The following is a 14,963-nucleotide window of genomic DNA, read 5'->3' as shown; positions in this document are numbered from 1 at the left end:
TGCGTCTCCTCGTCGTGATTGGTTCAGGGCTCGCCGGCCAGCCGCTCGCCCGCATAGGCGCGATACCTGCGGATGCGCCCGGTGACGTCGTCCTTGCCCTGGCGCGGCACGTAGCGCAGGCCGGCCACCTCGACGTCCTTGCCGAGGTCGATCACCAGGCGGTGCGGGTGCGCCGTGCCGGCGCCCGGGCCGCTGTAGGCCGTGTGCCAGTAGTCGCTGTTCTGGCCATTGATTGCATTGAGCGCGCTGCCATCTTCCTTGTGCGCCTCTTCGCTGTCGACCCAGGCGATGGTCCAGGCGGATTGCTCGATCGTCTTGCCATTCTTGTCCAGCAGCGCCAGCTCGGCCACCGCGGCGTAGGGCTTGCCGTCGAAGGCGTCGAGCGACTCGAGGCAGAACTGGCGCGCGCGCAGCGGCGCCGCGAAGCGCACGTCCTGGGTCGCGGAGCCGGGCGCGAACGCGCCTTCGTGCGCGGGCTGTACGCCATCGAGCTGCAGCCTGACGGTGCTGGGCGGGCGCTCCAGGTCGCGCTCGCGGTGCAACTGGTCGAGGATCGGCTTGGAGAGGCCCGCGATGCGCGCCTCGCGCGGGCCGGTCAGGTCGAGCACGACCACCTCGTTGCGGCCGCGCCTGATCCACGGCCCCGGCAGGTACATGGTCTGGGTCGGCCCAATGCTCCAGTAGCGGCCCAGGCAGCGGCCGTTGATCCAGACGATGCCCTGGCCCCAGCCCGACATGTCGAGGAAGGTGTCGTGGGTGACGCTCGTGTCGAAGCTGCCGCGCCAGAACGCCGCGTCCTTGCTGCGGCCGCGCTTGAACGCCAGCGGCGGCAGCACGCCTTCGGCATCGAAATCGATGGCGCGGATCTCCCAGTTTTCCAACGCCTGTGCTTCGCCGCCGTTCGGCGTGAACGTGACCGGACCGTGCATGCCCTTGCGGTCATGGATCTCGACCCCGAAGTTCACGCGCGCGATCGTGTACAGCAGGACCTCGACGGTCGCCGGCTTGCTGCGCGCGGGGATCGTCACCTTGAAGCGGCGGTAGCGCGTGTCCATCGTGCCCACCAATTTTCCGTCGACCCGCACCCAGGCCAGGTCGCGCACCCTGGCCGCCGCCAGCACCCCGGCCGGACCGGCCGGCAAGGTGACGCGGTAGGCGACGATGCCGCGGCTGATGTCGTATTCCTCGATCGGGCGCGGCGACGCGTCGCGGATCGTCCGCGCCGGCAGACTGGCGCTCAATGACGCGGTCTCGTTCAGGGCGAAGGCGGGGATCGTCATTACCGGCATCGGCGCCGGCGGCTGCGGCAAGGTCTCGCCTGGGGCCAGGAAGGGCGTCATCGCAGCGCGATAGGCCTCGAACTTGGCGCCGATCCAGCCGGCCTCACTGATCGGCGCGTCGTAGTCGTAGCTGGTGGTGTCGGGCCGGAACGGCCGGTCGCAGCCGCCCCACAGGCCGAAGGTGGTGCCGCCGTGCGCCATGTAGAGGCTGAACGAGCCGTTCGCCGCCAGCATCGTCCTGATGTCGGCCACGGCGTTCTCGACGCCGCCGCGGCGGTGCGGCGCGCCCCAGGTGTCGAACCAGCCTGAATAATATTCGCCGCACATCAGCGGCCCCTGCTGCACCCCGGCCAGCGCCTTGAAGCCGGCTTCGGGATTGCTGCCGAAGTTCGCCACCGAATACAGCTCGGGAATGTGGGTCTTGGCCACCGCATTGGTCGGGTTGCACTGGAATAGCGGCACGTCGAAGCCGGCGTCCAGCACGGCCTGGCGCAGCGCGCGCATATAGTCGAGGTCTTCGCCGTAGAAGCCGTATTCGTTCTCGACCTGCACCATCAGGATCGGGCCGCCCCGCGTCACCTGTTGCGGGCCGAGCACGCGGCCGACCTCGCGCAGCCAGCGCCGCGACGGCGCCAGGAAGGCCTCGCTAGTGGAGCGCAGGAAGGCGTCGCCCGGCTGCTTGAGCAGCCACCATGGCAGGCCGCCCATCTCCCATTCGGCGCAGGCATATGGGCCGGGACGCAGGATCACCCACAGGCCTTCCTGCTGCGCCAGCCGGCAGAATTCGGCGGCGTCGCGCTGGCCGGCCCAGTCGAATGTTCCTTCGCGCCACTCGTGGTAGTTCCAGAACAGGTAGGCGCAGACGCTGTTCAGGCCCATCGCCTTGATGGTCTTCAGGCGGTGCGTCCAGTACTCGCGCGGCACGCGCGAGAAATGCATCTCGCCGCAGCGGATCTGCAGCGGCTTGCCATCCAGCAGAAAGTCTTCGCGGCCGATCGCGAAACGTGGAGAAGCCGCGGCGTGGACCTGGGCCGGCAGCAGCGCCAGCGCGGAGCCGGCCGCGGCGCCCTGCAGCAGGCGCCGGCGTGGCAGTGATTTCGTCATCGCGCCCCTCCTGCCTTATCCACCAGACTTGCCATCTCGCTTGCCGCCAGCAGGAAGGCGCCGACGCCGAAGGGTGCGGTCGAGTCCTGGTTCACGACCTGGCCGGGGATCGCGCGCTCGCCGATCGGCTGCACGTAGCCGACTCGCCCGTCGGCCTGCAGCGCGACCCGGCTCAGGAAGCGCCATCCGCGCAGGGCCGTCGGCGCATACGCGGCGCGGTCCAGGTAGCCGTGGTTGATGCCCCAGGCGTAGGCATAGGTGAAGAAGGCGGTGCCGCTGCTTTCCGGCCCGGGCGCATGGCCGGGGTCGAGCAGGCTGCGGGTCCAGTAGCCATCGTCCTGCTGCAGCGGCTTGAGGGCCGCCGCCATGCGGCGAAAGCGCTCGGTCAGCAAGGGCAGGCTCGGATTGTCCGGCGGCAGGTCGGCCAGCGTCTTGGCCAGGGCGGCGAACACCCAGCCGTCGCCGCGCGCCCAGAAATCCTTGCCGCCATTGGCCGACTTGTGCCTGGGGTAGATGTACTTGGCGTCGCGGTAGTAGAGTCCGGCATCCGGGTCGTACATCAGCTGGTCGGCATAGGTGAAGTACTCGTGCAGCTTGTCGAGGTAGCGCCGCTCGCCCGTGGCCTTGTACAGCTTCGTCATCGCCGGCATCACCATATAGATGCCGTCGGCCCACCACCAGTAATCGCGGCTGGAAGTGCCCATCTGGTATTCCATGACCTCGCGCGCACGCGCGATGCGGCGCGGGTCCTTGCGGCCATCGAGTTCGTACAGGTCGACATAGGTCTGGAAGCAGGTCTGCCAGTCGCCGAACAGCACGTATTCCTGGGTCTCGCCATAGCTGTACTTCCACTCGGCCCGGTTGTCCGAGTCCGCGCCGCGCCAGCGGTTATGCTCGGCCCAGGCGGTCGAGTAATCGCGGTACGCCTCGTTGCGGGTGAGGGCATAGGCCGCCATATTGCCGGTGTGGTAGGCGGCGACATCCCAGAACGCCCATTGCTGCGGGGCGTGGTTGCGCTGCCAGTAATCGTTGGCGCGGGTCAGGTCGGCCAAGACGTCGGCCCGTGCAGGCGTTTGGCCGCCCGTGCTGGCGCAGCCGCCGGCGAGAGTGACCAGCGTAGCCAGGGCAAGCTTGAGGTAGAGTCGTCGCGTCATATCGTCTTTCATTCAATGTGGGTGTCGCTTGCCGGTCGCCACTGCAAGACCTGCACGGTGGATGGCGGCACGTCGGCCAGTCCTTCGCCATCGACTTGCCGCACCGCCTGCAGGAACAGGTGCAGCTCGCCCTGGCGCCGCCACAACTCGGTGTCGTAGCTCGGTTCCCAGGCGCCGACGGCGCTACTCGTCAGGTCGTGCACCGACCAGCGCGGCGCGTCGAAGCCGGCGATGCGCACCACCGACACGCGCTCGCCGCGCTCGCTGTCGCGAAACACGAGGTGGCCCGACGGGTCGCCCGCATGGCCGTCGATCAGCAGTTGCGGGCGCGCGATCGGGATCGCCTTGGTGCCCATGCCGGCGAGCGAAAAGGCGCTCTTGCGAAAGTCCAGGTCGAGCCGGCGCCAGCCTTCGTCGCGCCGGTACAGCACGCGGTACTGGGGCACGGCGCTATCCTTTGTCCTCCAGTAGCTGGCGATGTAGGGCCGGCCCAGGGCGTCGAAGGCCATCGAGGTCTGGTTGATCAAGTCGCTGTTCTGCGGGATGCGCGCCGCGTACTCGGCGCTGGCGGCGGTGATCGGCAGCCCATAGGGCTTGCCATTGCTGTCTTCCCAGCTCGCGCCGCCGTCGCGCGAGCGCGCATAGGCCATGTCGTGGTTGCTGGCGACGTCGGGCGATTCGCGCCAGACCCAGGACAGGTGGATGACCCCGCGGCCGTCCACGCCGGCCTGCCAGTAGACGTTGCGTTGGCCCTCGCCGCTGATCAGATTGTCGGCCACGCGGCGCCAGCCGGTGGCCGGATGGTAGCGGTTGGCGACCAGGTTGCCGCGTCCCGAACCGCCGTCGCGGTACAGGAACAGCAGGCCGCCGCCCGGCATGCGGAAGAACTCCGGATACGACACCGACGCTTCGTCGCGCCCGACCATCGGCGCCGTGCGCAGTTCGAGGCTGCCGGGGGCGCTGCCGCGTGCGTAGTTCAGCGCGTTGTTGTGCTGGTCCCAGGCCATGTGCAGCACGCCTTCGCCATCGACCATGATGCTGATCGCGTTGTGGGCGTCGCGCACATTGCCGCGCCAGGCGGTCTGGCGCAGTTCCCAGGCGCCGCCGCCGAGGCGGCGCTTGCCCAGCACGACCCGGCCGGCGCCGTCGTAGTAGGCGATGTACTGGTGCGCGCCGTCGCTCGCCAGGGCGTTCTTGCGAAACACCACGGCGTTGACCGAGTTGCCGGCCCAGCCGGGGCCGACGTCGACGATGCCCGGTCCGGGCTTGCTGGCGCAGCCGTGCAGCAGCGCGGCGCCGGCCACGAGCCCAGTACAGCGGACGAGGAAGGCGGTCATCCGCATCACAGCTTGCCGCGGATGCCGATCTTGAACGTGCGCCCGTCGTACTTGGCGTAGTCCATCCGCGTGTGCTTGCCGCTGCCGTACTGGCCGGTGGCGTCCTCGAAGTAGTCGTAGTTCAGGGTGTCGGTCAGGTTCAGCGCATCCAGGCGCAGCTCCAGGTTCTCGGACAGCTTGTAGCTGATGGTGCCGTCCAGGTAGCCGCGCGCGGCGCGCCAGCGAATCAGGTCGTCGCCGTTGTTCCGCGGATTGTCGCCGTGCAGCGAGCGGTCCTTGTAGTTGTAGGACAGGCGCATCGCCAGCGGGCCGCGCTCGTAATAGGTCGTGACACTGTAGGCGTACTTCGGCACCGAGTTGACCTCGATCTCCTTGCCCGCGTTGGTGATCCAGCGCATGCTGTTGAAGGGATCGATATGGGTGTAGCTGGCCAGCGCGCCGAAGCCCTTGAACGGGTCGGGCAGGAAGGTGAAGTCCTGCTGGTAGGCCAGCTCGTAGCCCTTGAGCGTCTGTTCGCCGGCGTTGCTGTAGGTGCGCAGCACCATCGGCAGGTTCGGGTCGACCCGGCCGCTGGCGTCCTGGAAGATCGCCCCGAGCGCGGTGTCGGGCAGGCCGAGCGCGCCGAAGGTGGTGTTGGTGGTGGTCGACACCGTGGCGTCGGTCAGCTTCTTCTTGAAATACGCCGCCGACAGCAGGCTGCCCGGCTTGAAATACCATTCCAGGCTGGTGTCGAAGTTCTTCGACTGCTGCGGCCGCAAATTCGGGTTGCCGGCGGTGGCGGTATTGTCGAAGGCGTTCGGGATCACGGTCTGGGCCGCGATGATCGACAGCGAGGCGCGGCTGATGGTCTTGCCCCATGAAGTGCGGAAGATCAGTTCGTCGTTCAGGTCCCAGGCCGCGCTGACGGCCGGCAGCACATTGGTGTACTTGCCCTGTTCGCTGTTCGGCTGGTAGGTGTTGCCGCTGCCGCTCCTCTTGAAGTTGTCGATGTCGAGCTTCGTCTGCGACCAGCGCACGCCGGCGTTCAGGCGCAGCTCCCGCCCCAGCACGTCGCCCTTGAAGTCGGACTGGACGAAGCCGGTGCTGACCTTCTCGGCCGCGCCGAAGCTCTGCGCCGGCGTGAACGCTTCGCTCGTATTGAAGGCGACCGGGTCGTAGGTCGAGAAGGCATAGTCGCGGGTGAAGGTGCCGAAGCGGTTCGGCCAGCCGGGCCCCATGTCGAGGTCGGGGATCGGCAGGACCGAGACCATATTGGCGCGCACGCTGGCGTCGCCCAGGGCGACCATCTTCGCCTTCATGGCGGCGCCGGCATTGCGTTTTTCGACGTCCTTGCTGGTGTCGACGTAGACCAGGCCGGTCTTGAGGCGCCCGGTCCAGCCGCCAAACAGGTCGTAGTCGTAGTCCACCACCAGGCGCGCCTGGCGGCCCTTGTCGCGCTCGCGGGTCCAGCCGGTGGTGACGTCGAAGCCGCTGAAACTGGCCGGATCGGTGTAGTCGACCGGCGAGGACATCGACGGATACACGTGGTCGGTTCCGTAGTCGATGGTCGTGTCGACGCCGAAGATCTGGCCCGACAGGGTGTCCGAATAGCTGGTGGCCTTGCTGTTGTTGGCGCTCACCTGGCCGGTCACCACCAGCCCCGGGCGCGCCTGCCAGCGGCCGTTGAGCGCCAGGTAGCCGAACTCGGTCTTGTCTTCGCCATAGGTCACGCCGCTACTGTACGAGGTATTGCCGAAGGTGCCGGTCAGGAGGTTCGAGCCGGGATCGATCTTCACGTCGATCGGCACCAGGCCGTTGTGGCCGTTCGTGCCCGGCGGCGCGTTGCGGTTGGTGGTGCGGGTGTTGCGGATCAGGAGGCCGTAGTACAGCTCGTCGCGGCTGTTCTCCAGGCGCGAGTACAGGCCGTCCAGGCTCAGGTTCAGGTCGCCCTGCTTGAACTGCAGGGAGCTCACCAGGCCGTCGCGGCTGCGCCGGTTCTGCGATCCGTAGTAGCGGTAGATGCGCGGCAGCAGGGCGTTGTCGATCTGTTCGCGCGAGTAGCCGGACAGGTTGGCGCGCGGGTCGTCGTAGTCGAGGGCGAGGGCGAAGTTGCCCATCACGGGCGTGCGGCTGCCGTTGGCGGAGCTGTTGTAGCCGCCGGTGGCTTCGAAGCCGGAGCGGTTGTTGACCGCCTTCGAATGGGCCACGCCGGCCAGGAAGCCCCATGGGCCCCAGGTGTTCGAATACAGCGCGAAGCCGGTCGGATCGGCCTCCTTGGCGCTGGTGTTGTAGGCGCCCGAGACCGCGTAGCGGATGGTGCGCTTGGGACTGTCGAACGGGCGCGGGGTCTGCAGGTCGACGATGCCGCCCATGCCGCCCTCGGTCAGCTCGGCCAGCGGCGACTTGTAGAAGTCGACCCGGCCGAACAGTTCGGAGGCGAACACGTCGTAGTTGAAGCCGCGCGCGGCGCTGCCGATGGTGCTGGTCGACGTGGTGTTGACCGGCGCGCCGTTCAGGGTCGTCACCGAATATTCGGTCGGCAGGCCGCGGATCGAGATGCGCTGGCCTTCGCCCGAACTGTCGTCGCGGTTCAGGATCACGCCAGGCACGCGCTGCAGCGATTCGGCCACGTTCGCCTCGGGGAATTTGCCGATGTCCTCGGCGACGATCGAATCGCGCACGCCGATCGCCTGCTGCTTGAGGTTCAGCGCCTTCTGCAGGCTGGACCGAAAGCCGGTGACCACCACGGTGCTGGGCGCGGCCGTGCTGTCGGCGGCCGGTGTGTCCGCGGTGGTGTCCGTGGTCGCGGCGTCGGGCGGGGAGGGGGGAACGGTGGGCGCCTGCTGGGCCAGCGCGGGTGGCATGGTTGCGGCGGCCAAGGCCAGCGGCAGCGCCGCGGCCAAAATCTTCTTCTGCATAGTGTCTCCTGACCGCGAACTTCGAGGTTCGCTTGTAATGTCGGGCCGCCGTGCTTGGCACGTGCGGCTGAAGATGAAGCACCGGTCGCCGACCATTGCGCTTGTATGACAACCGTATGGTCACGTTACCATGTGAGTCGTAAATACTCAACAAGCGTGGGATAGACGCTGTAGTAGTGGGATAAGCACCTGATTTTGCTGAAAAATGTCTGGAATCGGCCGAGCTCGACGTGGTATCGTAACCACAGGTCGGGGTTGGATAACTAGAAACACTCAACAACATGATCGATTGAAGGAGACCGATGGCCAAAGCCAGCAAACTGAGCGAGGTCGCGCGCCTGGCCGGCGTCGCGCCGATCACCGCCTCGCGCGCAATCCGCGGCACCGGTTATGTGTCGGACGCGGCGCGCGAGCGCATCATGGCGGCCGCGGCCCAGCTGAACTACACGCCGGACATGCTGGCGCGCCGCATGCGCGGCGACAAGAGCAAGCTGATCGGCGTGTTCATGAACAACTACGGTCCGGTGGTGCTGCACGAGCTGGTGCGCGCGATCGGCGAGCAGGCGCGCAAGCGCGACTACGACCTGCTGCTGTTCAATGCCGACCGTTTCGACAGCCCGGACCGGATGACCACCTGCGCCACGCTCAGCAAGCTGTGCGACGGCCTGCTGCTCCTGATGCCGACCGCCGACGACCGCTTCCTCGACGTGGTCGAGCGCCAGCAGCTCAATTGCGCGCTGGTGTTCTTCGATGCGCGCCAGCTGGCGCTGCCGACCATCGTGCTGGAAAACCGCATCGGCGCGCGCCGCGCGGTCGAGCACCTGATCGGCCTCGGGCACCGCCGCATCGCCTTCATCGCCGGCACCAAGCGCACCGGCCAGAGCGCCGAGCGCGAACGCGGCTATGCCGAAGCCCTGGCGGCGGCCGGCATCGCCGTCGACCCGGCCCTGGTGGTCGATGGCGCCTTCAACCAGCCCGGCGGCTTCGCCGCCACGCTGCGCCTGCTCGACCTCGCGGCGCCGCCGAGCGCCATCTTCGCCGCCAACGACGAGATGGCGTTCGGCGCCATCGACGCCATCGCCAGCCGCGGCCTGAAGGTGCCGGCCGACGTCTCGGTGGTCGGCTTCGACGACATCTCGACCGCCAGCCACGTGTTCCCGCGCCTGACCACGATGCACCAGCCCTATGAGGCACTGGCCGAGCGCGCGGTGCGGGAAGTGGTCGAGATGATCGACGGCCGCCCGCCGGCCGCCGAGCGCATCGCCTTCGCCACCGAGCTGGTGGTGCGCGACTCGACCGGCCCCGCGCCGGCCTAGGGCCGTGAGGCCGCGCGCCGCCTCCGACAAGGTACGCTGGCAGGCCGGCACGCTACGCTATGGCGCCTGGGGCTTGTGCGTGCTGGTCGGCTGGCTGCTGGTCGGCGCGCTCGGGATCGCGGTGCGCGAGCGCTGGGCCGGCCCGATCGGGCTGGTCGTGCTGCGCAACCACGGCGCATCGGACACCGCCGTCGCCATGCTGCTGTCGACCGTGCCCGCGCTCATCAGCCTGCTGGTGGTGCCGGCGATCGGATTGCGTTCCGACCGCAGCCGCGGCCGCTGGGGGCGGCGCCGTCCCTTCTTGCTGGTCAGCGCGCCGCTGGCCGCCGCCGCCATGCTGTGCGTGGCCCTGGCGCCGGCCTTCGCGGCCGGCGCGCACGCGCTGCTGGGCGCCTGGTCTCCTGGCCTGCGCGCGCTCGAACTGGGCGTGTTCTGCCTGTTCTGGACCGTGTTCGACGCCGCCGCCATGACCACCATGGCGCTGTTCGCCGGGCTGGTGGCCGACGTCATTCCATTCGGGCTGGCCGGCCGCTTCTATGCCGCGGTGCGGGTCGTCGGCCTGGGCGTGGCGATCGGCTTCAACATGACCCTGTTCGCCCTGAGCGAAGCCTGGCTGGCCGAGATCCTGGTGGCCATCGCCCTCATCTTCGGCCTGACGATACCGCTGATGTGCCTGATGGTGCGCGAGGGCGACTACCCGCCGCCGCCAGCCGCGCATGACGACGCGGCTTCAGCGGGCGGGCGGCTGGCGCTGGCGCGCACGCAGCTGCGGCACTGCTGCGCCCAGCGCCGCTACCTGTGGATCTTCGGCGCCTTCATGCTGGCGGCCGTCACCTTCGTCCCCTTCAATACCTTTTCGCTGCACTATGCGCTCGACCTGGGCTTGTCGAAGGCGGAGCTGGGCGAGCTGACCGCGCTGGCCTATGCGGTGTCGATCGCCAGCGCCTTCGTCATCGGCTGGCTGGTCGACCGGCGCGGCGCGGTGCGCGTGGCCGCCGCCATGATGGCGCTGTATTGCGCGATCGCGCTGGGCGGCTGGCTGCTGGTCGACGGCGCCGCCAGTTTCCGGCCGTTCTACGTCGCCCACGTGATCTGCTCCGGCGCCTATTTCACCGCGGCGGCGGCGATGCCGCTGGCGCTGTTCCCGCGCGAGGAGTTCGTGCGCTACAACGCGAGCAAGGACATCCTGGTCGCCTTCGCCAACATCCTGGTGGCCAGCTGCATCGGGCCGCTGCTCGACCACTCGGGCCACGATTACCGCCTGACCCTGGGCAGCGCGGCGCTGTTCTCGCTGCTGGCGCTGGCCTGCCTGGGGCGGCTGCTGGCGCCGCCCGCCGCGCCGGCGCGGGCGCCAATCCTTCAGAGATAGTCGACGTCGGACGCGTTCGCGGGGTATTCCTCGGCCAGCTCGGTCAGGCATTTCTTCATGATGAAGGCGTCGCGCGGGAAGCGCTGCGCGAAGTCGTCCCAGCCGATCAGGCGCAGCTTTTCCGGCATCGGGACAAGCCCGATGATCACATCCCAGAATGCGTCCCAGTTAGGGCCATACCATTCGGGGAAGTGCAGGGTCTTGGCCATCAGTTCGTGCAGCTCGCGGATGCTGGCGACCGTGGACAGGTCGAAGGTGACGACGGTTGCGCGGGTCATCGGGAAGCTCGATTCATCATGGTCCTTGGCATCGCTGGTGGACGCAGCCTATCACGACGCCTGCGGCCGCGGCGCTGCCCCCGGCCCATGCCGCTGCAGCAGTTGCGCGCACAGCGCCTCGATATCCTGCTCGCCGTGCGCGCCCACGGTGGCGCGCGCCGCCTCGCGCAGCGCGCAGTCGACGATGTGGTCGCCCAGCGCGCGGTAGCTCTCGAACTGGGCTTCGTCGAACCACTGGTCGGCGATGCTCTCGTGCGGATAGTCGGGATGGAGCTTGCGGTAGTTGAGCAGGTCGGCATTCTCGTTGCCGACGATGGCCGGCTTGACGTACAGGAGCACGCCGTCGGCGGCGCCGCGGTCGGCCAGGCTGTAGCGGATGGTGCCGGCCGCACAGCTGGCGCCGCACATGCCCTGGTCGCCGAGCGCGCCCAGGCGCGAGACGTCGAGGTCGATGCGCACGTGCAGGTCGGTGGCGCAGCGCCGGATCGCGTTGCCCAGGTCTTCGAACGCCAGGTAGCGGTCGCTGCCGACGTCGACCGCGATCACCAGCCGGCAGCGGCGCCGCACCAGCTCGTAGATGCCGAGGTTGTCGAAGTGGCCGCCGTCGGTCAGGTGGACGTAGGCGGCGTCGGAGTCGAGCTGGCCGAACAGCTCGGACAAGAGGCTGAACAGGCCGATCGGCGGCGAAGCGCTGGTCCAGGCGCGGCGCGCCGGATTCGGGCACCAGCGCCCCAGGCGCACGTTGAACATCGTCATCAGGAAGTTCAGCGGCGGCGACGAATGGGCGCCCATGTTCGGGCTGGCCGCGGCGCCGGACAGGGCCACCGCCATCCCGAGCCGCACGCCAGCGTCGTCGTCCAGCCCGACGCCGGAGCGCGAGGCATACTGGTCGGTCGGCCGGTAGCAGCCCGCCGGCGCGCCCGCACCGCCGGGCGCCGCACTGGATTGCTCGTAACCGCACCAGCGCGGCGTGAAGGCGAACGAGGCGGTGCGCCGCGTCTGCCAGGCCAGCTCGGCGCCGCTGACCAGGTTCAGCGCGGTGTTCACGATCGGGTAGGGCCGCCCGTAGCGCAGCTCGGCCAGCAGCATGTCGTCGTTGGGATCGAAGCCGGTGAACGGGTGCGGCTGGCGCGCGCGGTTGCCGGCGCCGAACCAGGCCCGCACCACGCGGTTGCGGTACAGCATGTAGAGAGAAAACTTGTTGATGTCGACCCGCCAGCCGAGCAGCAGGGCGGCGCCCAGGAAGGCGCCGAAGGCCAGCAGCAGGGTCGCGCCGCCCGTTGCCAGGGTGGCGTCGGCATGGGCGCGCAGCACGCAGGTCAGCTCGGCCTTCGGGCAGGCGATATGCGGCAGCGCCACCGTGGCCTGCACCAAGCTGCTCAAGAGGGCGAAGATCCCGACCGTGAACACATAGGGCGCCAGCCGCGCCACCAGTTCGAGCTTCGGGTCCGGGGCGCCGCGCGCGCCGGTCGACATGCTGCTGCCGGCCTTGAGCCCGAAGGCGGTCATCGCCAGCCAGCCGAGCAGGGTGCCCAAATTCGACCAGGGCTCGTAGGTCAGCCAGGCCCATTGCAGCAGGGGAGGAATGTAAAAGCAGGTGGCGTACACGGTCAACCAGAGGAGGGCGAAGATCGCGGTCCAGGCGCCCTGGCGGCTCCACCATTCGCGGCTGGCGTCGCTGTACAGGCGGCCGACCAGGCCGATCATCAGGGTCATGGTGGCGGCGAACAGCGCCATCATCAGCGGCATGCCGAAGGTGGCGAGGGCGATCGCGTCGTTCAGCACGCGCTGGCCGGCGGGATCGGGCAGCACCGCCATCCCGCCCAGCAGCAGCAGGGTGCCGAGGGTGAGCGCGCCCATCGCGCACAGGAAGTGCGACAGGCCTTCGCCCAGTTCGGCGCGGGTCAGGTCGCGCAGCGGCGGGTCGGCGTGCAGCCGCGTATAGATGGCCAGCCAGCCGGCCAGCGCCAGCAGCAGGCCGACCGTCCAGCACAGCAGCAGCGACAGGCGGGCGGCATCGGCCCGCAGCAGCGCCAGGATCCCGGGCGCGAAGGCGCGGCCGGCTTCCAGCAGCACCAGCAGCACGGCCGCCGCCCCTGCGGCGCACACGGTATAGCCGGTGCGGCGGTAGGGGCTGGAGCGGTCGTGGGCCAGGTACCAGCCGCAGGCCCAGACGATGAAATAGACCAGGCCCGGCGCCAGCAGCCAGTGCCAGCGGCCCTCGAGCTGGGCTGGCAGGAAGGTCGACGGCGCCGCGCCGCCGTGGCGCCACAGTCCCAGGCTGCCGAGGAATCCCGCCAGCAGCAAGGGGAGGTTGATGCACCACAGGACCGCGCCTTGCGACAGCGGAAAGCGGCGCATCCCGCGCGAGCTTTCCGGCTTGCTCGAAATCGACAGCGCGATGCAGAACACGGCGAACAGGAACAGCAGCACGCCGAGAATCCAGGCGATGTCGGCCAGGTGCGTCCAGGCTCCGCCAGGCGCGACCACGCGGTGCACGGCCCAGACGGTAAAGCGCGGCAGCAGCAGCAGGGCGCACATCCAGGCCACCAGCATGGCCAGGTTCAGGCCCGTGTTGCGCACATAGGTGCCGACCAGGGTCCAGGTGTCGGCGCTGAACATGCCGCCCTGCGGCGACAGGTAGTTGCTGTACTGGCGCAGGAAACGCAGCTCGGGCGCCTCGACGCTGCCGGCCTGCGGCGCCAGCATGGCTTCCACCTTGCCGATGTCGCCGCCGTTGGCGTGCAGGCATCTGGACAGCCAGCCGCCGACGAAGCCGCCGCCGGACACGGTGGACAGGTAGTCGATGTGGCGCAGCAGGCCGCAGCGCGCCAGCGCCTGCAGGGCGCCCAGGCTGAAGGTGGCGCTGCGCACGCCGCCGCCGGACAGGGCCAGGCCGGTCAGCATGCCGCCATGGGCGCGCCGCAAGAGGCGCTCGCGGTCGGGCGGCAGGGCGGCGTCCAGCGCTTCCTCGCGCATGTCGCCCGCCTCGGGGCGCAGCATGTCGAGTTCGTCGCGCAGCACCTCGCCGAACAGGTGGCCGGCGGCGGCGTCGAGGCAGCGCAGCAGGTCGCCGTCGATCTTGTCCGACGGCGCCAGGCCATGGCGCTTGCGCAGCTGGGCGAAGGCATCCTGCAGTTCGGCGACGGTGCGCGCCCCAGGCGGCGGATCGCAGCCGGCGGCGGCGAGCTTGCGCCGCAGGTCGTCGACCTGCGAGGGCGTCAGGTGGGTCAGGTCGCTCGGCAACATGGCTCGCTCCGGCTGGACGGGAAAGCGGCCGGGCCGGGCCGCCGGGTCAGTTCAGCACGGTTTGCAGGCGAGCGCCACCGTTTGGATCAATGCAGCGGGGTCAGGCCTTGTCGCTCTTGCCGCGCGCGCCGCGCCGGGCGGGGGCCGGATTGCCGTTGCCATTCTGGGCGTTGGCGGATTGGCCTGCGGACGCCTTGCCGGCGCCAGCGCCACCGGTCGCGGCGCCAGCCGCCGGGCTGTCGGCGCCGCCATCGGACGGTGCGCCGCCGGCCTTGTCCGGACTGGCGCTGTCCGGCGGCATCGCGCTGGCCACGGCTTGCCGGAACTGGTCTTGCAGCAGGTTCCACCAGGCGACGGCCGCCGGCATGGCGGCATGCGCGGCCTCGGCGCCCTGGGGCGGCTGCGCAGTCTCGGACGCCGGCGCGGACGGCGGCGCTGGAGGCGGCGGGGTGGCGCTGTCCGCGGGCCTGGCGGCGGCCTGCGCGGCCTGGGTGAAGAATTGCGCGAACGGCGCCATGGCGGCGTCGCTGGCGGCGCCGGTCTGGCTCATGGCCTGGGCCATGCTGTCGCCCATCGCCTTGAGCGTGGCCAGGGTGCCGCGCTGGATTTCGAGCGCCTGGATCGAGCCGCGCAGCATGCCCAGGTTGAGGTTGAGCCAGGACTCGACCGCCTTCAGGTCGGCGATCTTCTTGTCCAGGTCGTCGACCGACAGGCCGGCGCCCGGCATCGGCATGCCGCCCATGCCGGGCATGGCGCCGGGGATGTTCATGCCGCCCCACAGGTTCTTGACGAATTCGAGCGTGTCGGTCATTCCAGGCATGGGCTGATTCAGCATGAGCGGTCTCCGTTGTTTGTGCGGCAAGCGTAGCAGATTACGCCCCCATAGGCCATGCAGCGCATCGGGCCGAAGACGCCGAGTTTGCGCTGGAACCAAAGCTGGATTAACTAATAGGAATATTGTCTATTGAGCAAAGTCCGT

Annotated in this window: 9 protein-coding genes; 2 read left to right on the top strand and 7 right to left on the bottom strand. The window is 69.2% G+C overall.

The genetic code is table 11. From position 1 onward, the window contains the following. Window positions 1-23: 23 nt before the first annotated feature. The 4 genes from LO55_RS04680 to LO55_RS04665 are packed head-to-tail and all read right to left on the bottom strand — an operon-like array spanning window position 24 to window position 7,772. A complete protein-coding gene (locus LO55_RS04680) occupies window positions 24-2,384 on the bottom strand; it encodes a beta-galactosidase (protein ID WP_071360634.1) in 2,361 nt (786 codons plus the stop codon). After that, window positions 2,381-3,538: a glycoside hydrolase family 88/105 protein gene (locus tag LO55_RS04675; RefSeq protein ID WP_071360633.1), complete on the bottom strand. Its 1,158-nt coding sequence runs from the start codon at window positions 3,536-3,538 to the stop codon at window positions 2,381-2,383. The genes LO55_RS04680 and LO55_RS04675 overlap by 4 nt, the downstream gene beginning before the upstream one ends. Window positions 3,539-3,546: 8 nt before the next feature. Further along, window positions 3,547-4,875 carry a BNR repeat-containing protein gene (locus LO55_RS04670; protein ID WP_229410071.1) on the bottom strand — a complete coding sequence of 443 codons (1,329 nt, stop codon included), beginning with the start codon at window positions 4,873-4,875 and terminating at the stop codon, window positions 3,547-3,549. Window positions 4,876-4,880: 5 nt separating this feature from the next. Then, window positions 4,881-7,772, bottom strand: a complete 2,892-nt coding sequence (locus LO55_RS04665; RefSeq protein ID WP_071360631.1) for a TonB-dependent receptor — start codon at window positions 7,770-7,772, stop codon at window positions 4,881-4,883. Window positions 7,773-8,074: 302 nt separating this feature from the next. On the opposite strand from LO55_RS04665, the gene LO55_RS04660 reads away from it, so the two are divergent. Both LO55_RS04660 and LO55_RS04655 read left to right on the top strand, forming a co-directional pair. Further along, the gene (locus tag LO55_RS04660) at window positions 8,075-9,088 is read left to right on the top strand and encodes a LacI family DNA-binding transcriptional regulator (RefSeq protein WP_071360630.1); all 1,014 of its coding nucleotides are present in this window, start codon (window positions 8,075-8,077) and stop codon (window positions 9,086-9,088) included. 4 nt (window positions 9,089-9,092) lie between these two features. Then, complete coding sequence (locus tag LO55_RS04655; protein ID WP_071360629.1) at window positions 9,093-10,457, top strand: MFS transporter; 1,365 nt, start codon at window positions 9,093-9,095, stop codon at window positions 10,455-10,457. Here LO55_RS04655 and LO55_RS04650 read toward each other — a convergent pair. From LO55_RS04650 to LO55_RS04640, 3 genes are all read right to left on the bottom strand, one after another. Beyond that, window positions 10,448-10,735, bottom strand: coding sequence for a barstar family protein (locus tag LO55_RS04650; protein WP_071360628.1), 288 nt, complete (start codon window positions 10,733-10,735; stop codon window positions 10,448-10,450). The two genes, LO55_RS04655 and LO55_RS04650, sit on opposite strands and share 10 nt — an antisense overlap. A gap of 51 nt (window positions 10,736-10,786) precedes the next feature. Continuing rightward, complete coding sequence (locus LO55_RS04645; protein WP_143054451.1) at window positions 10,787-13,984, bottom strand: patatin-like phospholipase family protein; 3,198 nt, start codon at window positions 13,982-13,984, stop codon at window positions 10,787-10,789. 100 nt (window positions 13,985-14,084) lie between these two features. Next, entirely contained in the window at window positions 14,085-14,819 is a 735-nt protein-coding gene (locus tag LO55_RS04640; protein ID WP_071360627.1) for a PhaM family polyhydroxyalkanoate granule multifunctional regulatory protein, read from the bottom strand. Window positions 14,820-14,963: the final 144 nt, after the last annotated feature.

Source organism: Massilia timonae (assembly GCF_001866515.1).
GTDB lineage: Bacteria > Pseudomonadota > Gammaproteobacteria > Burkholderiales > Burkholderiaceae_D > Telluria > Telluria timonae.
This window is presented reverse-complemented; position numbering and strand designations above follow the sequence as displayed.